This is a genomic window from Ramlibacter paludis, from assembly GCF_022012305.1.
In the GTDB taxonomy this organism is placed as follows: domain Bacteria; phylum Pseudomonadota; class Gammaproteobacteria; order Burkholderiales; family Burkholderiaceae_C; genus Ramlibacter; species Ramlibacter paludis.
Map to the genome: position 1 here is coordinate 598064 of NZ_JAKLTM010000001.1, position 19728 is coordinate 617791.

20 protein-coding genes and 1 tRNA gene are annotated in these 19728 nt (G+C 68.7%); 5 read left to right on the top strand and 16 right to left on the bottom strand.

What is annotated here, in order from left to right; translation table 11 throughout:
* Window positions 1-702 carry an alpha/beta fold hydrolase gene (locus LZ009_RS03135; RefSeq protein ID WP_275696415.1) on the bottom strand — a complete coding sequence of 234 codons (702 nt, stop codon included), beginning with the start codon at window positions 700-702 and terminating at the stop codon, window positions 1-3.
* A gap of 88 nt (window positions 703-790) precedes the next feature.
* Here LZ009_RS03135 and LZ009_RS03140 point away from each other — a divergent pair, with 88 nt between their 5' ends.
* Window positions 791-1453: a histidine phosphatase family protein gene (locus tag LZ009_RS03140; RefSeq protein WP_275696416.1), complete on the top strand. Its 663-nt coding sequence runs from the start codon at window positions 791-793 to the stop codon at window positions 1451-1453.
* Here LZ009_RS03140 and LZ009_RS03145 read toward each other — a convergent pair.
* Genes LZ009_RS03145 through LZ009_RS03175 form a run of 7 tightly spaced genes read right to left on the bottom strand, consistent with a single transcriptional unit; the run spans window position 1414 to window position 9363 of the window.
* Window positions 1414-2745 carry a tetratricopeptide repeat protein gene (locus LZ009_RS03145; protein WP_275696417.1) on the bottom strand — a complete coding sequence of 444 codons (1332 nt, stop codon included), beginning with the start codon at window positions 2743-2745 and terminating at the stop codon, window positions 1414-1416. The genes LZ009_RS03140 and LZ009_RS03145 overlap by 40 nt on opposite strands.
* Window positions 2735-4171: an amidase gene (locus LZ009_RS03150; protein WP_275696418.1), complete on the bottom strand. Its 1437-nt coding sequence runs from the start codon at window positions 4169-4171 to the stop codon at window positions 2735-2737. Before LZ009_RS03150 ends, LZ009_RS03145 begins: the two co-directional genes overlap by 11 nt.
* 10 nt (window positions 4172-4181) lie before the next feature.
* Complete coding sequence (locus tag LZ009_RS03155) at window positions 4182-5678, bottom strand: ABC transporter substrate-binding protein (protein ID WP_275696419.1); 1497 nt, start codon at window positions 5676-5678, stop codon at window positions 4182-4184.
* Window positions 5679-5721: 43 nt separating this feature from the next.
* Entirely contained in the window at window positions 5722-6567 is an 846-nt protein-coding gene (locus LZ009_RS03160) for an ATP-binding cassette domain-containing protein (protein WP_275696420.1), read from the bottom strand.
* The gene (locus tag LZ009_RS03165; protein ID WP_275696421.1) at window positions 6564-7535 is read right to left on the bottom strand and encodes an ABC transporter ATP-binding protein; all 972 of its coding nucleotides are present in this window, start codon (window positions 7533-7535) and stop codon (window positions 6564-6566) included. The genes LZ009_RS03160 and LZ009_RS03165 overlap by 4 nt, the downstream gene beginning before the upstream one ends.
* Window positions 7535-8413: an ABC transporter permease gene (locus LZ009_RS03170; protein ID WP_275696422.1), complete on the bottom strand. Its 879-nt coding sequence runs from the start codon at window positions 8411-8413 to the stop codon at window positions 7535-7537. The genes LZ009_RS03165 and LZ009_RS03170 overlap by 1 nt, the downstream gene beginning before the upstream one ends.
* A complete protein-coding gene (locus tag LZ009_RS03175; RefSeq protein WP_275696423.1) occupies window positions 8410-9363 on the bottom strand; it encodes an ABC transporter permease in 954 nt (317 codons plus the stop codon). Before LZ009_RS03175 ends, LZ009_RS03170 begins: the two co-directional genes overlap by 4 nt.
* Before the next feature lie 20 nt (window positions 9364-9383).
* Here LZ009_RS03175 and LZ009_RS03180 point away from each other — a divergent pair, with 20 nt between their 5' ends.
* Window positions 9384-9635 carry a YfhL family 4Fe-4S dicluster ferredoxin gene (locus LZ009_RS03180; protein WP_275696424.1) on the top strand — a complete coding sequence of 84 codons (252 nt, stop codon included), beginning with the start codon at window positions 9384-9386 and terminating at the stop codon, window positions 9633-9635.
* 36 nt (window positions 9636-9671) lie between these two features.
* Here the strand turns inward: LZ009_RS03180 and LZ009_RS03185 are convergent, their stop codons facing one another.
* The 8 genes from LZ009_RS03185 to LZ009_RS03220 all read right to left on the bottom strand — a co-directional run bounded on the left by LZ009_RS03185 (window position 9672) and on the right by LZ009_RS03220 (window position 15808).
* Window positions 9672-10046, bottom strand: a complete 375-nt coding sequence (locus tag LZ009_RS03185; protein WP_275696425.1) for a hypothetical protein — start codon at window positions 10044-10046, stop codon at window positions 9672-9674.
* 28 nt (window positions 10047-10074) lie between these two features.
* Window positions 10075-10686 carry an aminoacyl-tRNA hydrolase gene (pth, locus tag LZ009_RS03190; protein ID WP_275696426.1) on the bottom strand — a complete coding sequence of 204 codons (612 nt, stop codon included), beginning with the start codon at window positions 10684-10686 and terminating at the stop codon, window positions 10075-10077.
* Window positions 10687-10847: 161 nt separating this feature from the next.
* Window positions 10848-11543, bottom strand: a complete 696-nt coding sequence (locus tag LZ009_RS03195) for a 50S ribosomal protein L25/general stress protein Ctc (RefSeq protein WP_275696427.1) — start codon at window positions 11541-11543, stop codon at window positions 10848-10850.
* 78 nt (window positions 11544-11621) lie between these two features.
* Window positions 11622-12599 (bottom strand): ribose-phosphate pyrophosphokinase, encoded by a 978-nt coding sequence (locus tag LZ009_RS03200; RefSeq protein WP_275696428.1) that lies wholly within the window; start codon window positions 12597-12599, stop codon window positions 11622-11624.
* 42 nt (window positions 12600-12641) lie between these two features.
* Window positions 12642-12718: transfer RNA gene (locus LZ009_RS03205), tRNA-Gln, on the bottom strand.
* 26 nt (window positions 12719-12744) lie between these two features.
* Complete coding sequence (gene ispE / locus LZ009_RS03210) at window positions 12745-13608, bottom strand: 4-(cytidine 5'-diphospho)-2-C-methyl-D-erythritol kinase (protein ID WP_275696429.1); 864 nt, start codon at window positions 13606-13608, stop codon at window positions 12745-12747.
* Window positions 13608-14090: an outer membrane lipoprotein LolB gene (locus tag LZ009_RS03215; protein ID WP_275696430.1), complete on the bottom strand. Its 483-nt coding sequence runs from the start codon at window positions 14088-14090 to the stop codon at window positions 13608-13610. Before LZ009_RS03215 ends, ispE begins: the two co-directional genes overlap by 1 nt.
* Window positions 14087-15808, bottom strand: a complete 1722-nt coding sequence (locus LZ009_RS03220) for a tetratricopeptide repeat protein (RefSeq protein WP_275696431.1) — start codon at window positions 15806-15808, stop codon at window positions 14087-14089. Before LZ009_RS03220 ends, LZ009_RS03215 begins: the two co-directional genes overlap by 4 nt.
* A gap of 23 nt (window positions 15809-15831) precedes the next feature.
* Between LZ009_RS03220 and mutM the strand changes: the two genes are divergently transcribed.
* The 3 genes from mutM to mutY are packed head-to-tail and all read left to right on the top strand — an operon-like array spanning window position 15832 to window position 19697.
* Window positions 15832-16647, top strand: coding sequence for a bifunctional DNA-formamidopyrimidine glycosylase/DNA-(apurinic or apyrimidinic site) lyase (gene mutM, locus LZ009_RS03225; RefSeq protein WP_275696432.1), 816 nt, complete (start codon window positions 15832-15834; stop codon window positions 16645-16647).
* Between the two features lie 49 nt (window positions 16648-16696).
* Window positions 16697-18661: a dynamin family protein gene (locus LZ009_RS03230; RefSeq protein WP_275697104.1), complete on the top strand. Its 1965-nt coding sequence runs from the start codon at window positions 16697-16699 to the stop codon at window positions 18659-18661.
* A 4-nt stretch (window positions 18662-18665) separates the two neighbouring features.
* A complete protein-coding gene (gene mutY / locus LZ009_RS03235; RefSeq protein WP_275696433.1) occupies window positions 18666-19697 on the top strand; it encodes an A/G-specific adenine glycosylase in 1032 nt (343 codons plus the stop codon).
* The last annotated feature ends 31 nt before the right edge of the window (window positions 19698-19728 follow it).

Here is a 19728-nt window from a genome sequence, read left to right on the forward strand (position 1 = left end):
TCAGGCGCCCACCGCGTCCTGCAGCCACTCCCTGAGCGTCGCGTTCACCACGTCCGGCCGTTCCATGGTCAGCATGTGCCCGCAACGCGGCACCATCACCAGCTTCGCGTTGGAGCAAAGCGCCGCGATCTGGCGCGAATGCCCCGGCGGCGCCAGCTGGTCGTCTTCCCCGCACATCACCAGCACCGGGCATTCCAGCCGCGCCAGGTGCAGCCGCGCATCGGGCCGGGTGATCACCGCGCGGTTCTGCCGGATCAATTGATCGGCCCCGGCCGCCAGCACGAAGCGCAGGTACTCCGGCGCCAGCGCCAGCGCGTGGTCCGGATGAAACGCCAGGGCCACGTTCGGCGCGATGACTTCCGTCACCCGGCCCTGTTCGAACAGGACGATGGCGCTCTCGCGCAGCGCCCGCATCTCCTCCGTTTCGGGATTCGCATTGGTCCCCAGGAGGGCGAGGCCGGCGATGCGGTCCGGCGCCTGGCGCGCCGCTTCCATCGCGATCATCCCGCCCATCGAGGCGCCGCACAGCACCAGCTTGCCCGGATGCTCCTCCAGCATCGCGGCGGCCATCGCGGGGATGCTGGGGTGCCGCGCGGCGACGTCCGTCACCAGCGGGCCGTAGTCGGCCAGGCCGGAAAGCTGGTCGCGCCACATCGTCCGGTCGGCGGCCAGGCCGGGAATCAGCAACAGGGTGGAGTCCATTCGGCGGGTGCAGGGAACCGTTCGGGGTGCGCCGTATTCTGCCCAAGATGCCGCTGCCCATAATCATTCCAATGCAAGCCAGTCAGCCATGACGGAACTCGTCCTGATCCGGCACGGCGAAACCGACATGAACCGGGAGCTTCGCTTCCAGGGCCATGTCGATGTGTCGCTTAACGCCACCGGCCTCGAGCAGGCCCGGCGCCTGGCCGCGCGCATGGCGGGCCAGCAGGCCGACGCCCTCTATGCCAGCGACCTGCTGCGCGCACGCCAGACCGCCCAGCCGATCGCCAGCGGGCTGGCGCTGCCGGCGGTGCCGGAAACCGGCCTGCGCGAACAGAGCTTCGGCCGCGTCGACGGCATGAAGGTGGACGACATCAAGGTGCAGCATCCCGAGGCTTGGGAAGGCTGGCTGCGCTTCGGGGAGCACTACGCCATGCCCGAGGGCGAGTCGGCCCACCAGTTCCACAAGCGCGTGATGGAAGCGGTGCACCGCCTGGTGGCCGCGCACCGGGGCGGCAAGCTGGTGGTCGTGACGCACGGCGGCGTGCTGGACATGATCTACCGCACCGCGCGTTCGCTGGGCCTGAGCGGGCCGCGCCAAAGCGAGATCCCGAATGCGGGGCTGAACCGGGTCCGTGTGCGCGATGGCGGCATCGACATCCTCGACTGGGCCGACACCCGGCACCTGGCGGACCTGCCGCCGCAGCCGGTCTACGACCAGAAGTCGCTGGCGAAGCCCAAGGCGGCGTAGACCTGCTTCGCCTGCCGCTGCAGGCGCTTCGATTCCGGCTGCGAACGCACCTGTTGCTGCAACAGGTTCTGCGCGCCGGCGGAATGACCGCTACGCAGCAGGGCATCTAGGTGCACCTGCGCGAACAGGTCGCGCTGTGCGTGGCTGCCGCCGATCTCCAGCAGTCGCGGCAGCGCCTGCCCCAGCCCGTCGATCGCGCCTTGCCAGTCGCCCTCGGCATGTGCCAGCAGGCCCCGGCTGGCGGGAATGCAGACGCGCAGCCACGGCGCCGCCGCTTCGGCCGGCAACTGGCTCGCGTGCCGCTCCATGCCGGCGAGCAAGGCCCGCGCTTCGGCTACGCGGCCGGCGCGCGCGAGGCCGTAGAGATACTGCATGTCCAGGAAAGGCAGCACGTGGTCGGGCCCGCGCCGGGCCAGGTAGTCGCCCAGTTCCTTCCACCGATCGCCGACGTCGCCACCGGCCAGCTCGACCCGCGCCAGCAGCGACACCGCGTTGATCTGGTCCTGGCTGTATTCCTTGGCCTCCGCCCACACGTGGCGGTCGTAGATGGCCAGCACCTCGTCGAATTCGTCGAGGTCCAGCGCGAACAGCGCCTGGTGCCACCAGTTGTGCGTGACCATGAAGGAGTTGAGGCCGGTCCAGGTGTCGCTCATGTCGCGCAGGAACTCGTGCCCTTCGCGCAGCCGCCCTTGCGTCAGCATCACGTGGGCCAGCGCGTGGTGCGCCCACGGCTCCTTGCGCCGCATCCGGATGGCCTGTCGCGCCGAGGCTTCCGCCTGCTCCAGGAAGTGGCATTGCTCCCAGCCGAAAGCCAGCATGCCGTGCAGGTAAGGGACGTCGCCGGCAGCCGGCAGCGCGGCCAGCGCGGTGCGCAGCATCCCCGGCGCGTCGCCGCGGTTGAACAGGTGGTAGTGCGCGAGCTTGAGCGAAGCCAGGTCGCGCGGATGCTCGCGCGCCTGCTCCTCGTGCAGCGCGATGGCCCACGGGATGTCGCCGGCCACCCAGGCGGCGATGGCGTTGATGAAGCGCTGCTCGCGCGCGGTCGCGCTGCCGGCTGCCAGCAGAGCCCGCTGGATGAAGGGCCGCGCATTGCCGGGCGCGTCGCCGGTCTCCGCGAACATGTGCAGCGCCGCGCAATAGGCCTGCACGATGGGACTCGGGTCGGCCTGCGCCTGCAGGATGTTGGCCGCCCGGGCCTCGCTGGCGATGAAGCCTTCGACGAAGTCGTTCAGCGGCGCCAGGGCCGCATCGGACGCCAGCGAGACCGGGTTGCCCAGGACATCAGTCGACATGGTGGAGCGCTTCCGAGGGCGGCTGCGGCCACGGCCGCTGCGGTTCCCGGATCAGCTCGAAGGCGCGCGCCACCTGCAGCACCCCCAGGTCGTCGAAGCGCTTGCCGGCGATCTGCAGGCCGATCGGCCAGCCCCTGGACGTGTAGCCGCAGTTGACCGACGCAGCCGGCTGCTCCGACATGTTGAAGGGCACGGTGAAGCCGATGTGCTCCAGCGGCCGCATCGGGTCGTTGGTGGGCGACGCGGCTTCCGCCGGCGGCGCCGGCACCGGCGACACCGGGGACAGCACGTAATCGAAAGGCCGGCAGGCCTCCACCGCCGCGAGGCGCGTCAGGTGGAACTGGTGGAAGGCGCGGAACACCGCTTCGCCGCTCATGCCCACGGCACTGTCGGCCCACTGCTGGATGTAAGGCAGCACCTTGGCCTTGGCCTGCGGCTGCAAGGCCTTCATGTCGACGTGCGAGCGCATGCGCCAGAAGTGGTCCATGCCATCCAGCATGGCCTGCGTCATGAAAGGCTGCATGGGCGCGACCACCGCGCCGGCGCGTTCGAACAAGGCGGCGGCGCGCTTCACCGCCTCCGCCACTTCCGGTTCGACCGCGAGGCCGCAGCCGGCTTCGAGCAGCAAGCCGATGCGCAGGCCGCGCAGCTTCTCCACGCCCGCATCGAAGGCCGACCAGGCGATGTCCTGCTGCGGCAGGTTCATGCTGTCGCGGTCGTCGGGCCGCGCCAGCACGTCCATGAACAGCGCCGCATCGGCGACGGTGCGCGTCATCGGGCCGGCGGCCCGGCCGATGTAGGGCGGGTCGATCGGGATGCGGCCCAGGCTGGGCTTGAGGGTGAAGATCCCGCACCAGCTGGCCGGCAGGCGCAGCGAGCCGCCGATGTCGGTGCCTATGTGCAGCGGCCCGTAGCCCGCGGCCGCCGCGGAACCCGCGCCGGCGCTGGAGCCCCCGGGCGTGCGTGTGCGGTCCCAGGGATTGCGCGCGAGCTTGTGGTAGCTCGAAAGGCCCGAAGACAGCATGCCGTAGTCGGGCATGGTGGTCTTGGCCAGCACCACGCCGCCGTGTTCGCGCACGCGCGCCGCCGGGGGCGCATCGGCGCCCGCGGGCGTCGCCGGCGTCGCCGCGGTGCCCAGCGGCGTGGGATCGCCGCGCGTCGCGATGTTGTCCTTGATGGTGACGGGTACGCCGTCGATCAGGCCGAGCGGCTCCCCGCGCAGCCAGCGCTGCTCGCTGGCGCGCGCCTGCTCCAGCACCTGCTCGGGCCGCAGCAGGAACAGCGCCTGCAGGTGCTGTTCCCAGCGTTCGACGTGGCCGAGGACGCTGCGCGCCACCTCGACCGGCGAGAACTCGCGGCGGCGGTAGCCCGCCACCAGTTCGGCCGCGCCGAGTTCGTGCAGCGCGGTCGGGGACTTCTCGGTCATAGGCTTCGCATCAGCTCCAGGACATGGACGACAGGTCGTTCACGAAGATCGGCATGTCCTTCCAGAGGCCCTTGACGTTCTTGTTGGCCACCGTCACCCATTGCGGCTGGTACAGGAAGGCATGCACGCTGTCCTCGGCCAGCTGCTTCTGGATGTCGCCCAGCAGCTTGCTGCGGTCCTTGGCGTTGGCCGTGGTCTTGTACTTGCCGTACATGTCGTCGAACTTCGTGGAGCGGTAGCCCCAGTAGTAGTCGGGCTTGGCGAAGTTGCCCAGGTCGAAGGGCTCGACGTGGGAAATGATGGTCATGTCGTAGTTGTGCGCGCCGCCGTAGGTGTTGGACAGCCACTGCGCCCACTCCACGTTCTGCAGCTTGGCGTTGATGCCCACCTTGGCCAGCTGCGAGGCGATCACCTCGCCGCCCTGGCGCGCGTACGGCGGCGGCGGCAGCGTGATGGTCACTTCGAGCGGCGTCGTGACGCCGGCTTCCTTCAGCAGCGCCTTGGCCTTCTCCGGGTTGTAGCCGTTGATCGCGGTGGTGTCGACGTAGCCGGGCGCGCTGGGCGGGTAGTGGCTGCCGATGGGCGCGCCGTAGCCGTCACCGGCGCCCTGGATCACGGCCTTGCGGTCGATGGCCATGGCGATCGCCTTGCGCACGCGCACGTCGTCGAAGGGCTTCTTCTTGTTGTTGATGGCGAGGATGGTCTTGGCGCGCGAGCCCGACACCACCACCTGGAACTTGCCGTTGCCCTTGAACTGCTCGACGCTGCGCGGCGTGACGCGCGGGAAGGCGTCGACGTCGCCGGCCAGCAGCGCCGCGACCTGCGCGGCCGGGTCGGCGATGAAGCGGAAGGTGGCCTTCTTCAGCTTGATGGCGGGGGCGTTGCGGTAGCCGTCCCACTTGCTCAGCGTGATCGACGAGCCCTTGACCCAGTTCTCCAGCTTGAAGGGGCCGGTGCCCACCGGCTTGGTCATGTTGCTGTCGGCGCTCTTGGGTTCGACGATGACCGCCGTGGCCTGCCCGAGCAGGAAGGGGAAGTCGGGGTCGATTTCCTTGGTAAGGATCACCACGGTGTTCTCGTCGACTGCGCGCGTCGTGAGGTTGGCGAAGGTGCGCTTGTCCTTGTTGGTGCTCTTCTCGGCGCCGGCGCGGTCGAAGGAGAACTTGACCGCCTGGGCGTTGAAGGGCTCGCCGTTCTGGAACTTCACGCCCTTGCGCAGCTTGAAGGTGTAGGTGGTGAGGTCGGGCGAGACCTCCCAGCTCTCGGCCAGCAGCGGCGTGACCGAGCCGTCCGGGTTGATCTTGGTGAGCGTCTCGTAGATGTTGTAGAGCGTGACCTCGGCGATCGACGAGGCGGCGCCGCCGGTGGGGTCGAGGCCCGGGCTGGGCTCCAGCGCCATCGCCAGCACGATGGAGTCCTTGTTCTTCTGCGCCAGCGCGCCCAGGGGCAGGGTGGCAAGGGCGGCCAGGGAAGCGGTCTGCGTGAGCACGCTGCGGCGTTTGATCATGGCTTGGACTCCGACGACTTGGAATGGATGGTTGGAAGAATCATCATGGACGAGATTCCCCGGGGGCTGCAAGAGGGTTGACAGGGGGACGCAAGCCCGGCTCCGCCTCCGGCACGGCGGCCAGCAGGGTGCGGGTGTACGGGTGTTCGGCGGCGGTGAACAGGCGCTCGGGCGGGCCCTGTTCGACGATGCGGCCCTGCCAGAGCACGGCCACGTCCTCGCACAGGTGGTGCACCACCGCCAGGTCGTGGCTGATCAACATGTGGGTGATGCCGAACTCCGCCTGCAAGTCCTGCATCAGGTTCAGCACCTGCGCCTGCACGGAGACGTCGAGGGCGCTCACCGGTTCGTCGGCCACGATCAGCCGCGGCCGCGTGACCAGGGCCCGCGCGATGGCGATGCGCTGGCGCTGCCCGCCGGAGAACTCGTGCGGATACTTGCCCAGGTCGTTGCTGCGCAGGCCCACGGCCTCCAGGGCCTCGGTGGCGCGCCGGTGCTGGTCGGCGCGGGTCACGCCGCCTTGCGCGCCCAGCGGCTCGCAGACGATGCGCTCCACGGTCTGGCGCGGGTCGAGCGAGCCGTAAGGGTCCTGGAAGACCATCTGGAAGTCCCGCCGCGCCCGGCGCAGTTCTTCCTTCGGCAAGGCATGGAGGTCGCGCCCCAGCATGCGGACCGTGCCGGCGGTGGGCTGGTCCAGCGCCATCACCAGCCGGGCGAGCGTGGACTTGCCGCTGCCCGATTCGCCGACGATGCCCAGGCTGCGCCCGGCCTGGATGGTGAAGCTCACGCCGTTGAGCGCATGCACCTTGCCGGGCGCCTCGAACAGCTTCTCGCGCGGGAGCGTGTACTCGCGCACGAGGTTGTCGACTTGCAGCAGCGGCTCGGTCATCGCGGAATCTCTCCCAGCCGCAGGCAGCGGGCGAGGTGCCCTGCGCCGATTTCCACCGGCGGGGGCGCCGTGGTGTAGCAGGCGTCGATGGTGTAGGCGCAGCGGCCCGCGAACGGGCATCCCGGCGGCAGGTCCGCCAGCTCCGGCACCGTGCCGGGAATGGTCGCCAGGCGGATTCCGCGCGCCGAGCGCAAGCCGGGCCGGGCCGCGAACAATCCGCGGGTGTAAGGGTGGGCGCGGTGCGCGAACACCTCCGTGGTCTCGCCGCTTTCCACCACGCTGCCGCCGTACATCACCAGCATGCGGCGGACGTTCTGCGCGATCACGCCCAGGTCGTGCGAGATCAACATCAGCGCCATGCCGCGTTCGGCCACCAGCTCGCGGATCAGGTCCAGGATCTGGCGCTGGATGGTAACGTCGAGCGCGGTCGTCGGCTCGTCGGCGATCAGCAGGTCGGGCCCGCAGGCGAGCGCCATCGCGATGGTGATGCGCTGGCGCTGGCCGCCGGAGAACTGGTGCGGGTAGGCGTCCATGCGCCGCGCGGCGTCGGGGATGCCGACGCGATCGAGCAGCGCGACGGCCTCCTTGCGCGCTGCGGCCGCGTCCAGGCCGCGATGCAGCCGCAGCGGCTCCGCGACCTGGCGCCCGATGGTGTGCACCGGGTTGAGTGCCGTCATCGGCTCCTGGAAGATCATGCCCATGCGGTCGCCGCGCAGCGCGCACATCTCGCGCTCGGGCTTGCCCACCAGCTGCTGGCCGTCGAACAGGATGCTGCCGGTGACCTTGGCGTTTTCGGGCAGCAGGCCCATCAGCGCCATCACGGTGATCGACTTGCCGCAGCCCGATTCGCCGACCAGGCCCAGCGCGTCGCCGCGCTCCAGCGTGAAGCTGATGTTGCGCACGGCGTAGGCCGGGCCGCGGTGGGTTTGCAGCTGGACCGAGAGGTCCTGGACTTCCAGCAATGCCATCAGCGCTTTCTGGCCAGGCGCGGGTCGAACAAATCGCGCAGGCCGTCGCCGAGCAGGTTGAGGCCCAGCACCGAGAGCGCGATGGCGATGCCGGGAAACACCGCCAGCCGCGGCGCCTGGAACAGGAGGGTCTGCGCCTCGCTCAGCATCCGGCCCCAGGACGGCTGCGGCGGCTGCGTGCCCAGGCCCAGGTAGGAGAGGGCGGCCTCGGCCAGGATGGCGATCGCGAAGCGGATGGTCGCCTGCACGATCAGCACCGACAGGATGTTGGGCAGCACGTGCTCCATCGTGATGGCGAAGCTGCCCTTGCCGCAGGCGCGCGCGGCCAGCACGAACTCGCGGCCCCAAACGGCGTTGGCCGAGGCGCGCGTGATGCGGGCAAAGGTCGGGATGTTGTAGATGCCGATGGCGATGATGGCGTTCACCATGCCCGGGCCGAACACCGCCGTGAGCATGATGGCCGAGAGGATGGCGGGGAAAGCGAAGCCGAAATCCGACAGCCGCATGATGGCTTCCTCGACCCAGCCGCGCCGGGCCGATGCCAGCAGCCCGAGCGCCGTGCCGATCACCAGGCCGATGCCGACGGCGATCAGGCCCACGGCAATCGAAGCGCGCGCGCCCACCAGCAGCAGCGAAACGACGTCCCGCCCGAAAGGGTCGGTGCCCAGCCAGTAGCCGCCGCCCGGCGCCTGCAGCTTGAGCGCCATGTTGATGTCGTACGGGTCGTGCGGCGTCCACAGGTAGGACAGGCCGGCCGCCAGCACCAGCAGCACGGTCAGCACCAGGCCGATCATGAAGCTGGGGTTGTGGCGCGCGCGCTTCCAGAAGCCGGGCGCCTTGACGGCGACGGGAACGGTCGAAGGGAGCACGGCACTCATATGTCGCTCGCCTTCACGCGCGGGTCGATCACCGCATACAGGATGTCCACCACGAAGTTCACGATCACCACCATGGCCGCCAGCAGCATCACGCAGTTGCGCACCACGATCAGGTCGCGGTTGGAGATCGACTGGAAGATCAGCCGGCCCAGGCCCGGCAGGTAGAACACGCTTTCCACCACGATGGTGCCGGCCAGCAGCTCGGCGAACTGCAGGCCCATCACGGTGACCACGGGGATCATCGCGTTGCGCAGCACGTGGCCCCAGAGCGCGCCGCGCTGCGTCACGCCCTTGGCGCGCGCGGTGCGCACGAAGTCCTCGCGCAGCACCTCCAGCACGGCGGAGCGCGTGATGCGCGCCAGGATGGCCGACTGCACCACCGCCAGCGACAGCGCGGGCAGCATCAGCGCCTTCAGCCCGCCCAGGATGCCTTCGTCCTCCCAGCCGGGGAAACCGCCGGCCGAGAACCACTTGAGCTGTACCGAGAACAGCAGGATCAGCAGGATGGCGAACCAGAAGTTGGGGATGGCGATGCCGATCTGGGTGAGGCCCATCACGCCCACGTCGCCCAGCTTGTTGTGGCGCGATGCCGCGTAGACGCCCGCCAGCAGGGCCAGGACGATGGTGAGCGCCATGGCCATCAGGGCCAGCGGCACGGTCAGGGAGAGGCGTTCGACGATGAGTTCGGACACCGGCGTGCTGTACGCATAACTCAGGCCCAGGTCGCCGTGGAACATGCCGCCCACCCAGTGCCAGTAGCGCGTCCAGGCCGGCTGGTCGATGCCGAGCTTGTGGGCCAGGGCCGTGACGGCCTCCGGCGAGGCATCGGGGCCCATCAGGATCTGGGCGGCGTTGCCCGGAAGGATCTCCAGCACCAGGAACACCACCACCGAAGTGCCAACCAGCGTCGCGACCAGGGTGATGAGCCGCTTGAACAGGAACAGACTCATGAAGCCGGGGATAATGCCATATGGCATTGATGATTACCGACGAGTGCATCAACTGCGACGTCTGCGAACCGGAGTGCCCGAACGAAGCGATCTTCCTCGGGCCGGAGATCTACGAGATCAACCCGGACAAGTGCACCGAGTGCGTCGGCCACTTCCCGGAGCCGCAGTGCGTGCAGGTGTGCCCGGTGGCGTGCATCCCCGTCAACCCCGCGCGGGTGGAGGACCGGGAGACGCTGTACCAGAAGTACGTCCGGCTGGTCTCCCAGAAATAACCCCGCCATGCCCGCGGAGGCGGGAACCCGGGGCGTTCAGGATTTCTTCTTCTTCCCCGTCCCCGGCTGCACCGCCGTGAACTCCTCGGGCTTGCCGCCCTTGTTCTTCTTCGCCACCACCGCCTTGGGCGCGGAAGCCACTTCCTTCGGCCCCATCACCATCGCCTTCGGCGCGTTCTTCTCCTGCTGCAGCCGCGCCTTTTCCATGGCGTCGGCGCGCTTCGCATCGGCATGCGCTGCAGCCTTGGCCTGGGCGATGTCGGAGGCCGGCCGCGGCGCCAGGCCGGCGATCTCGCTGCCGCCGGGGCAGGGCTGCTGGCTGTAGCTGCTGCCGCAGCGGTACATGGTCTGCGCACCGGCGGCGCCGGCCGCGGCCAGCGCGATGGCTGCGATGAGGGTCTTCCTGTTCACGCTGCCTCCTCCAGGGGGTTGAGAGCCGTTACGGCGCCTCGTCCGGGCGCGGCGGCTTGGGCCGCGGCGCCTTGTGCGTGTGGACGATGAGGGTCGCCTTGTCCATCTCGCCCGCCAGCATGGCCGGCACCGCCTTGAGCGTGCGGGTGATGCATTCCTCGATCAGCGTGCGCTGTTCGGCCAGCGGCTTCTTCAGCACCCAGTTGATCACCTCGGACTTCACGCCCGGATGGCCGATGCCGATGCGCAGCCGCCAGTAGTCGCCCGTGCCCAGCTGCGCGTGGATGTCGCGCAGGCCGTTGTGGCCGGCGTGGCTGCCGCCGAACTTCAGCTTGGCCTGCCCGGGCACCACATCGAGTTCGTCGTGCGCGACCAGGATCTCCTCGGGGGCGATCTTGTAGAAGCGCGCCAGCGCGGCGACCGACTTGCCGGAGACGTTCATGAAGGTCTGCGGCTCCAGCAGCCAGGCGGTGTGGCCGTGCACGTTGGCGCGCGCTGCCAGCCCGTGGTAGCCGCGGTCGTGGACCAGGTTCACCTTCAAGTCGCGGGCAAGTTCGTCCACCCACCAGAAGCCGGCGTTGTGGCGCGTCGCCTCGTACTCGGGACCCGGATTGCCCAGGCCGACGAACAGCTTGATCATGGTGCGAAGGTAGTTGAAAGCGCGGGGGCGCGATGGCGACTATTGTCACCGTGGCGGAATGAAAAAAGCCCGCTTGCGCGGGCTCGAGTTTCTTGTCATCCCCGCGAAGGCGGGGACCCAGGGCGCCCTGGATTCCCGCCTTCGCGGGAATGACGTGTTGCTTATTTCTTCGCGGCCGGGGCCTTGGCGGCCGGCTTCGCGGCGGCGTCCTTGCCACCCTTGGCAGCGGGAGCGGCCTTGGCGTCGGCAGCGGGAGCGGCAGCGGCTTCCGGGGCGGCTTCGGCGGCGGACTCTTCGGCGGCGGAGGTCACCACCGACACGATCACCGGGTTCGGCTTGCCGTGGGTCACGGCCTTCACGCCCTTGGGCAGGGTGATGTCGGCCAGGTGCAGCGACATGCCCTTCTTCAGGCCGGACAGGTCCACCTCGATGAACTCGGGCAGGTCCTTGGGCAGGCAGGAGATGTCCAGGTCGTTGACGACCGGGTTCACCAGGCAGTGCTCCAGCTTCACGGCTTCGGATTCTTCCGCGCCCTTGAAGTGCAGCGGCACCTTCATGTGCAGGCGGGTGTTGGCGTCGACGCGCTGGAAGTCGATGTGCTGGACTTGCTGCTTGAACGGGTGGTACTGCACGTCGCGCAGCAGGACCTTGGCGGCCTTGCCGGCCAGTTCCATGTCGAGGATCGACGAGTGGAACGCTTCCTTCTTCAGGGCGTGCCACAGGGCGTTGTGATCCAGCTCGATCAGTTGCGGCTGGCCTTCGCCACCGTACACGATGCCCGGCGTCTTGCCGGAATTGCGGAGACGGCGGCTCGCACCCGTGCCCTGCTTGGCGCGCTCGAAAGCGGTGAATTTCATAGTCAACTCCAGTCAGGAAGGCACCGCGACCAGTGCGCTTCCGTTTCACAAATTGCCCGGTCAGGGGCTACGAAATCCTCAGAACAGGTTGACCTGGTCCGAGAAAAGGCTCATCACCGACTCGCCCTTGGCGATGCGCTGCATGGTTTCAGCGATCAGCGGGCCGACGGTGAGCTGGCGGATCTTGGTGCAGGCGCGCGCCTCGTCCGACAGCGGGATGGTGTTGGTCACGACCACTTCGTCCAGGGCCGAGCCCTTGGAGATGCGGTCGATGGCCGGGCCCGAGAAGATCGGGTGGGTGCAATACGCGTACACGTTCTTGGCGCCGCGCTCCTTGAGCACCTCGGCCGCCTTCACCAGCGTGCCGGCGGTGTCGATCATGTCGTCCATGATCACGCAGTTGCGGCCGTCGATCTCGCCGATGACATGCATCACTTCGGAGACGTTCGCCTTCGGGCGGCGCTTGTCGATGATCGCGAGGTCGGTGCCCAACTGCTTGGCCAGCGCGCGGGCGCGGACCACGCCGCCGACGTCGGGCGACACCACGATCAGGTCTTCGTACTTCTTCTGGCGCAGGTCGCCCAGCAGCACCGGCGACGCATAGATGTTGTCCACCGGGATGTCGAAGAAGCCCTGGATCTGGTCGGCGTGCAGGTCCATGGTCAGCACGCGCGCCACGCCCACCGTTTCCAGCAGGTTGGCCACCACCTTGGCCGAGATCGGCACCCGGGCGGAACGCGGCCGGCGGTCCTGCCGCGCGTAGCCGAAATAGGGAATCACCGCGCTGATCCGCTCGGCCGAGGCGCGCTTGAGCGCGTCGACCATGATCAGCAGTTCCATCAGGTTCTCGTTGGTCGGGGCGCAGGTGGACTGCACCACGAAGACGTCGCGGGCCCGCACGTTCGTGTTCAGCTCCACGGTGACTTCACCGTCGGAGAAGCGGCTGACCGAAGCCGCACCGAGGCTGATGCCCAGGTGGCCGGCGATCTCTTCCGCCAATGCCGGGTTGGCATTGCCGGTGAAGACCATGAAATCGGGTGTGGGTGCAGCCTGCATTTGAACCAGCGATGTATTCAGCCGAACGGCGACTATGAGGTTTGGCAGGGGAGGAAGGACTCGAACCCTCGCATGCCGGAATCAAAATCCGGTGCCTTAACCAACTTGGCGACTCCCCTACGCAGGTCTGACGCTGCAACCAGCCTCAAACCGAATCGTCGCTGGGTGCCCAACCGACCAGCGGATGGACCTCCATATTGCTGCATTCTCTCGCCACCCAGCCCGCAGGAGCCTGCGCCAGGGTTTGCCCCGGCGCCCACAGCGGCGGTATTTTCGCAAAAACCGCGCTGCCCGAGCCGGTCATCCGGCCTCGCAAGCCCTGCGAACCCAGCCATTGCAGCGCTTCGTCCACTTCGGGGCAAAGCCTGCGGGCCACCGGCTCCAGGTCGTTGTGACCGAAACCAAAGGGGTTTGCAGCAAAGCCTGCGATTGTAGCACTGTCGCTGTCCCGTTTCAGCGACGGGTCCTGGAAGATGTTTTTCGTGGCGAGTCCGGCAGCGGGTTTCACCACGGCAAAGCGGGCGGGCGGCACCGAAATCGGGGTGATCGCCTCGCCGATGCCCTCGACCCAGGCGTTGCGTCCGCGCAGGAAGAAGGGCACGTCGGCGCCAAGTCCCAGCCCGATCTTCTCCAGCGCCGGCAAGCCCAGGCCCAGGTTCCACAGCCGGTTCAGGGCCAGCAGGCAGCTGGCCGCGTCGGAGGATCCGCCACCCATGCCGGCCTCGGCCGGGATCCGTTTGTCGACCTGGATGTGGGCGCCTGCTGCGCTGCCGGTGGCTTGCTGCAAGGCGCGGGCGGCGCGCAGCACCAGGTCCTCGGGGGGCAGCGCCGGTCCCAGGTCTTCGCGGCTGAGGTGCCCGCCGGGGCGGAGCTCGAAGTGCAAGGTGTCCTGCCAGTCGACCAGCATGAAGGCCGACTGCAGCAGGTGGTAGCCGTCGGCCCGCCTGCCGGTGACGTGCAGGAACAGGTTCAGCTTGGCCGGCGCCGGAACGTCGTACAGGGCCCGCATCAGTGTTCGAAAGCGACCCGCAGGTCGGCCGCGGGCGCCGGCGAAGTGCGTTGCGCCCGCAGCCGGCCTTGGCCGACCTGGCTCACGTCCACCTGCCAGCCCGGCACTTCCGTGGCCCGGCCTTCCAGCCAATCGAACAGGGCGGCGACCGGCAAGGGCGTGCCCGTCACTTCGGTGACCAGCGCCTCCAGCGACGCGAACTGGCGCGTTTCCCGGCTGGAGCGCAGCGTCGCCGAGCCGGGCGACCAGGTCAGCACGCCGGCGGTGCCGCCCAGCGGGGTGAGCAGGGTGAGCTCGCCGGACGCCGGCGTTCCCTTCAGCTCGAAGCCGGCCGAGAAGGGCTGGGCGCCGTCCATGTTCAGGGACAGGCGGCCGCTCCAGGCCTGCATGCCGGGCGGCACGTCCGGCCGGCGCGGCGTCGCGCAGCCGGCCAGCACGGCCAGCAGCAGGGCCAGCGCGAAGAGGCGCCAGGCGCGCGTCAAGGCTTCACCTTCAGCCGCTTGAGCGTTTCCACCAGCGTGTCGTTTTCCGCGTTGAGCGCGAGCCCTTCGCGCCAGACTTTCTCGGCCTGGTCGCGCCGGCCCATGCTCCAGAGCACTTCGCCCAGGTGCGCGGCGATCTCGGGATCGGGCTTGTCCTTCCAGGCGGCCTGCAGCAGGCGCAGGGACTCTTCCTTGTTGCCCATGCGGAATTCCACCCAGGCCAGGCTGTCGCTGATGAAGGGGTCGCCCGGTGCGAAGTCGAGCGCCTTCAGCACCAGCTGCCTCGCTTCCGGCAGCCGCACGTTGCGTTCCGCCAGCGAGTAGCCGAGCGCGTTGTACGCGTGGTGGTAATCGGGCTTGAGCACCATCACCTGGCGCAGCAGCTTTTCCATGTCGGTGAAGTCATTGAGCTTCTCCGCCATCATGGCCTGGTCGTACAGCAGGTCCGGGTCCTTCGGCTCCTTGGCCACCGCCTGCGCCAGCAGCTGGTAGGCCGCCTTGTATTGCTTGTGGTCCCGCAGCAGCGAGATCTCCGACATCATCTTCAGGCGCGCGTCACCGGCCTTGCGTTCGGGGATGGCGCGAATCAGCTTGCGCGCTTCCTCGATCCGGCCCTGGCGCGCGAGGATGGACGCGCGCCGGTTCTGCGCCGCCATCAGGTCCTGCGGGTCGTCGATGCGGTCCAGCCATGCGGCGGCGCCGGCGTAGTCCTTGCGCTTTTCGGCCACCTGCGACAGCGACAGGTAGGCCTGCGCCAGCCCGCGCTTGCGCTCGTCGCCCTCCTGCTTCTGCGCCAGCTCGATGTAGCGCTTGAGCGCAACTTCGCCCGCGGGCAGCTGGTTGTCCTGGACCATCAGCGTGCCTTGCACCAGCCAGGCCTCCGCGAACTCGGGGCGCTCGGTGGTGATCGCCTTCAGCTGCTGCAGCGCCTCGGGGTAGCGCTGTGCGTCCAGCAAGGCGCGGGCGTAGCCCATGCGGATCTCGGGCAGCGGATTCGCGTCCAGGTACTTGCGCACCATCGCCTCGGCCTCGGGCATCTTCGGATCCATCAGCTCCAGGGCCAGCAGCGGCGGGCCTTCGTAGCGCGCGTCCAGGGTCTGGCCGCGGCGCGCCGCTTCGAGCGCGCCCGCGGTGTCGCCGGCCGCCAGCCGCATGCGGCCTATGGTGGTCCAGGCGGCGGGGCCGAGATCGGTCTTGGCCGTGTAGTCGGACAAGGCCTGTTCCACCGAGGTGGCGGCCAGCTTCTTGTCGGTGACGCGGGCAAAGTTGCGCGGCAGGGCGTTGATCACCGCCGCGCGGTCCTTGGCGTCGGCCAATGCGATCTCGGCGCGCAGCGGCTCGGCGATCTCGCCCATGCGATTGAGCGCCACCAGCACCTGCAGCACGTAGCGGTTGGCTTCGCGCGATTGCGGGAAAGCCTTCTTCCAGTCGCGCGCGGCCTGCAGCGCGGCGTCGCCGGAGCGGGCCTGGAAGGCGAGTTCCACGGCGCGCTGGTACAGCTCGGGGTCGTTGGTCTTGCGGGCGGCGTCCAGGATCAGGGCAAAGCCCGCGCCGGGCTCTTCGCCGCGGACGTTCAGCTCGCCCAGCAGCAGCTGGTAGAACAGCGCGGCGTCGAGGCCGCTGTCGGCGGGCGGCGGGTCGTCCTGGGAAAAGGCCGGCGCGCAGACGCCGCTCAACACCAGGATCGCAGCGGCGGCTGCGCGGGGGAATCTCTTCATCGAACCATAATAATCCAAGGTCTATGCCTGAACTTCCCGAGGTAGAAACCACCCGCCTCTCGTTTGCCGACCGCATCGCGGGCGCGCGCATCGAGGCGGTGCGCCTGGGCAAGCCGCTGCGCTGGCCGCTGGGCGTGAAGCCCGAGAAGCTCGTGGGCCGCACGGTGCGCGGGGTGCGCAGGCGGGGCAAGTACCTGCTGGTCGACCTCGATGCGGGCGTGCTGCTGATGCACCTGGGCATGTCCGGCAGCCTGCGCTTCGACCGCGCCATGCCCGAGGCGGCCCTGCACGACCACTTCGACCTCGTCACCAGCCAGGGCGTGTTGCGCCTGAACGACCCGCGCCGCTTCGGCGCCGTGGTGTTTGCCGAAGGCGAGTCCGCCCCGGAAGCGGTAAAGCTGCTGGGCGGCCTGGGCGTCGAGCCGCTGGAAGAAGGCTTCGACCTGGCCGCTTTCCAGGCGGGCCTCAAGCGCCGCAAGGCGCCGATCAAGCAGGTGCTGCTGGCCGGCGACCTGGTGGTGGGCGTGGGAAATATCTATGCATCCGAGGCCCTGTTCCTGGCCGGCATCCGTCCCACGCTGTCGGCCGCGAAGATCAGCCGCCCCCGCGCCGCCCGCCTGCATGCGGCGATCAAAGAAGTGTTGGCACGGGCGTTGGAAAAAGGCGGCAGCACCTTGCGCGATTTTTCCAATGCCTTCGGCGAGACCGGCTACTTCCAGCTCGAGGCCATGGTGTACGACCGGAAAGGGGAGCCGTGTCGCGTTTGCGGCACACCCATTCGCATGATCCGCCAGGGGCAGAGGGCGACGTTTTTCTGCCCGCACTGCCAGAAAAGCTGAGGGTCGAAAAAGGGGCCGATGCTATAGTCAAAGAGACCAAGTGAGCAAAGTGGCTACTTCCTTCAACGACCAGTTCGACCAGCATGGCGCATGGCGGCGTGAATTCGCCCTGCGCCTGAAGCTGTTGTCCGAGTGGCTCAAGGACCACGACCTGCTCGATAGCGCCGTCGAGGAGCGCCTGCGCCGCCTCGAAGGCCAGATGCGTTCCGACAAGGTCATGGTGGCCTTCGTCGCCGAGTTCTCGCGCGGCAAGTCGGAGTTGATCAACGCGATATTCTTTGCCGGCTACAAGCGCCGCATCATGCCGGCCAGCGCCGGGCGCACGACGATGTGCCCCACGGAGCTGGGCTACGACGCCGAAGTGCCGCCTTGCCTGCGCCTGCTGCCGATCGAGACGCGCCTGCACCCGCAGCCGCTGATGGAGTGGCGCGCGGTGCCCGAGAAGTGGGCGCGGCTGGACCTGGACGTCAACGATCCCGCGCAGCTGGCCCAGGCCTTCGAGAAGGTCTCGGAAGTGCGCCGCGTCACCAAGGACGAGGCCAAGGCCCTGGGCTTCTGGCACGAGGAAGCGCCGGAAGACAACCCGATGGTGGGCGCCGACGGCCTGGTGGAAGTGCCCAAGTGGCGCCACGCCCTCATCAACATCGCGCACCCGCTGCTGAAGCAGGGGCTGGTGATCCTGGACACCCCGGGCCTGAACGCCATCGGCGCCGAGCCCGAACTGACCGTCAACCTGATCCCGCAGGCGCACGCGGTGGTCTTCATCCTGGCCGCCGACACCGGCGTGACCAAGTCCGACCTGGCGATCTGGCGCGAGCACCTGATCGCCGAGGACGCGGACGCCGATTCGCGCCTGGTGGTGTTGAACAAGATCGACACCATGTGGGACTCGCTGTCCACGCCGGCACAGGTGCAGGCGCAGATCGACCGCCAGCGCGCCACCACCGCCGAAATCCTGGGCCTGCAGCAGGACCAGGTGATCCCGGTCTCGGGCCAGAAGGGCCTGGTCGCCAAGGTCAACAACGATCCCGAGCTGCTGGCCGCCAGCCGCCTGCCCATCCTGGAACAGGCCCTGGCGCAAGGCGTGATGGGGCAGCGGCAGAACATCCTGCGCTCCGCCGTCGGCAGCAACATCAGCGAACTGCGCACCGAAGCCACCCGCGTGCTGGGCATCCGCCGCCGCGACCTCGCCGAGCAGATGGTGGAACTCAAGGGCCTGCGCGGCAAGAACACCTCGGTCATCAAGCACATGCGCGCGCGCATCGAGCAGGAACAGGCCGACTTCGACGCCAGCGGCGCCAAGATCCACGCCGTGCGCTCGGTGCACCTGAAGCTGTTGCGCGACGTGTTCAACCTGCTCGGCACGCAGACCATGAAGTCGGAGATGGGCGAGCTCACCACGGCGCTGCGCCAACCCGGCATCAAGCTGGGTGTGCGCAAGGCCTACGCCGCCACCTTCAACCGGCTGCGCGAAGGCCTGCGCAAGGCCGAAAAGACCAGCAGCGAAATCCAGAACATGCTGACGGGCACCTTCCGCCAGCTGAACGCCGAATACGGCTTCTCGCTGCAGGCGCCGCGCGAGCCGGACCTGGCGCGCTACGAGCGCGACCTCGACCTGGTGGAGCGCAGCCACAACCAGTACCTGGGCGTGAGCAACGCGCTGCGCCTGGCGCAGCCGGAGTTCGCCGACCGCCTGGTGCGCGCGCTGGCCACGCGGCTGCGCGTGATCTACGAATCGGCGCTGGGCGAAGTGGAGCTGTGGAACAAGTCCGCGGCCGCGCAGCTCGACGCGCAGCTGCGCGAACGCCGCCGCAACTTCGGCCGCCGCATCGAGGCCATCGAGCGCATCCAGCAGGCCGCCAGCGGCCTGGACGACCGCATCGCCGAGATCGAGTCGCAGGAGCACGCGCTCGACATGCTCGATGCGAAGCTCGCCGAGCTCACCTCGCACCTGACCGCGACGCCGATGGCTGCCAAGGCGGCCAACGCGCAGTCGGCGCTGAAGACAGCCTGAGGCCATGAAGCTGCCGGCTGGCTTCGCCGGCCGCGTGGTGCGCTGGCAGCGCACGCACGGCCGCAACACCCTTCCCTGGCAGAACACGCGCGACCCGTATCGCGTGTGGCTGTCCGAAATCATGCTGCAGCAGACGCAGGTCGCCGCGGTGCTGGGTTACTACTCGCGCTTCCTGGAACGCTTTCCCGACGTGCGCGCGCTGGCTGCGGCGCCGCTGGACGACGTGCTGGGCTTGTGGAGCGGGCTGGGTTACTACTCGCGTGCGCGCAACCTGCACGCGTGCGCGCAGCAAGTGGTGGAACTGCACGGCGGCGAATTCCCCCGCAAGGCCGAAGTACTGCAGACGCTGCCGGGCATCGGGCCATCGACCGCTGCCGCGATCGCGTCTTTCTGCTTCGGCGAGCGGGTTGCGATCTTCGACGGCAACGTCAAGCGGGTGCTTTCGCGGGTGCTGGCCTATGGCGAGGACCTGTCGTCATCGGCCAACGAGCGCGTGCTGTGGGATCACGCGCGTGGCCTGCTGCCGGCGCGCGAGCTGCAGGAGAACATGCCGCGCTACACGCAGGGCCTGATGGACCTGGGCGCGACGCTGTGCACGCCGCGCAATCCGACCTGCCTGCTATGCCCCGTGCAGGCCGATTGCGGCGCGGCGGCCGAGGGTCGGCCGGAGGCCTATCCGGTCAAGACGAAGAAGTTGAAGCGCAGCGCGGAGTCGTTGTGGCTGCTGCACGCGCAGGCCGAAGAGGGCCGGGTGTGGCTGCAGAAGCGGCCGACGCCCGGGGTGTGGGCGGGCTTGTATTGCCTGCCGGTGTTTGCCAGCCGGGAAGCGTTGGATGAAGTGTTGCCCCGCAAGGCGAAGGTGCGCGAGGCGGAGCCCTTCGTGCATGTGTTGACGCACAAGGACCTGCATCTGCATCCGGTCGAGGCCGTGTTGCCGGCCGGGTGGGGTGGTATCGAAGGCGCGTGGTTCGGGGCGAAGGAGTGGCCGGCCTTGGGATTGCCGGCGCCGGTGCGCAGGATCCTCGAAGCGGGCTGATCCGCCGGGGAGCCGGGGTTGCCACCCCGGC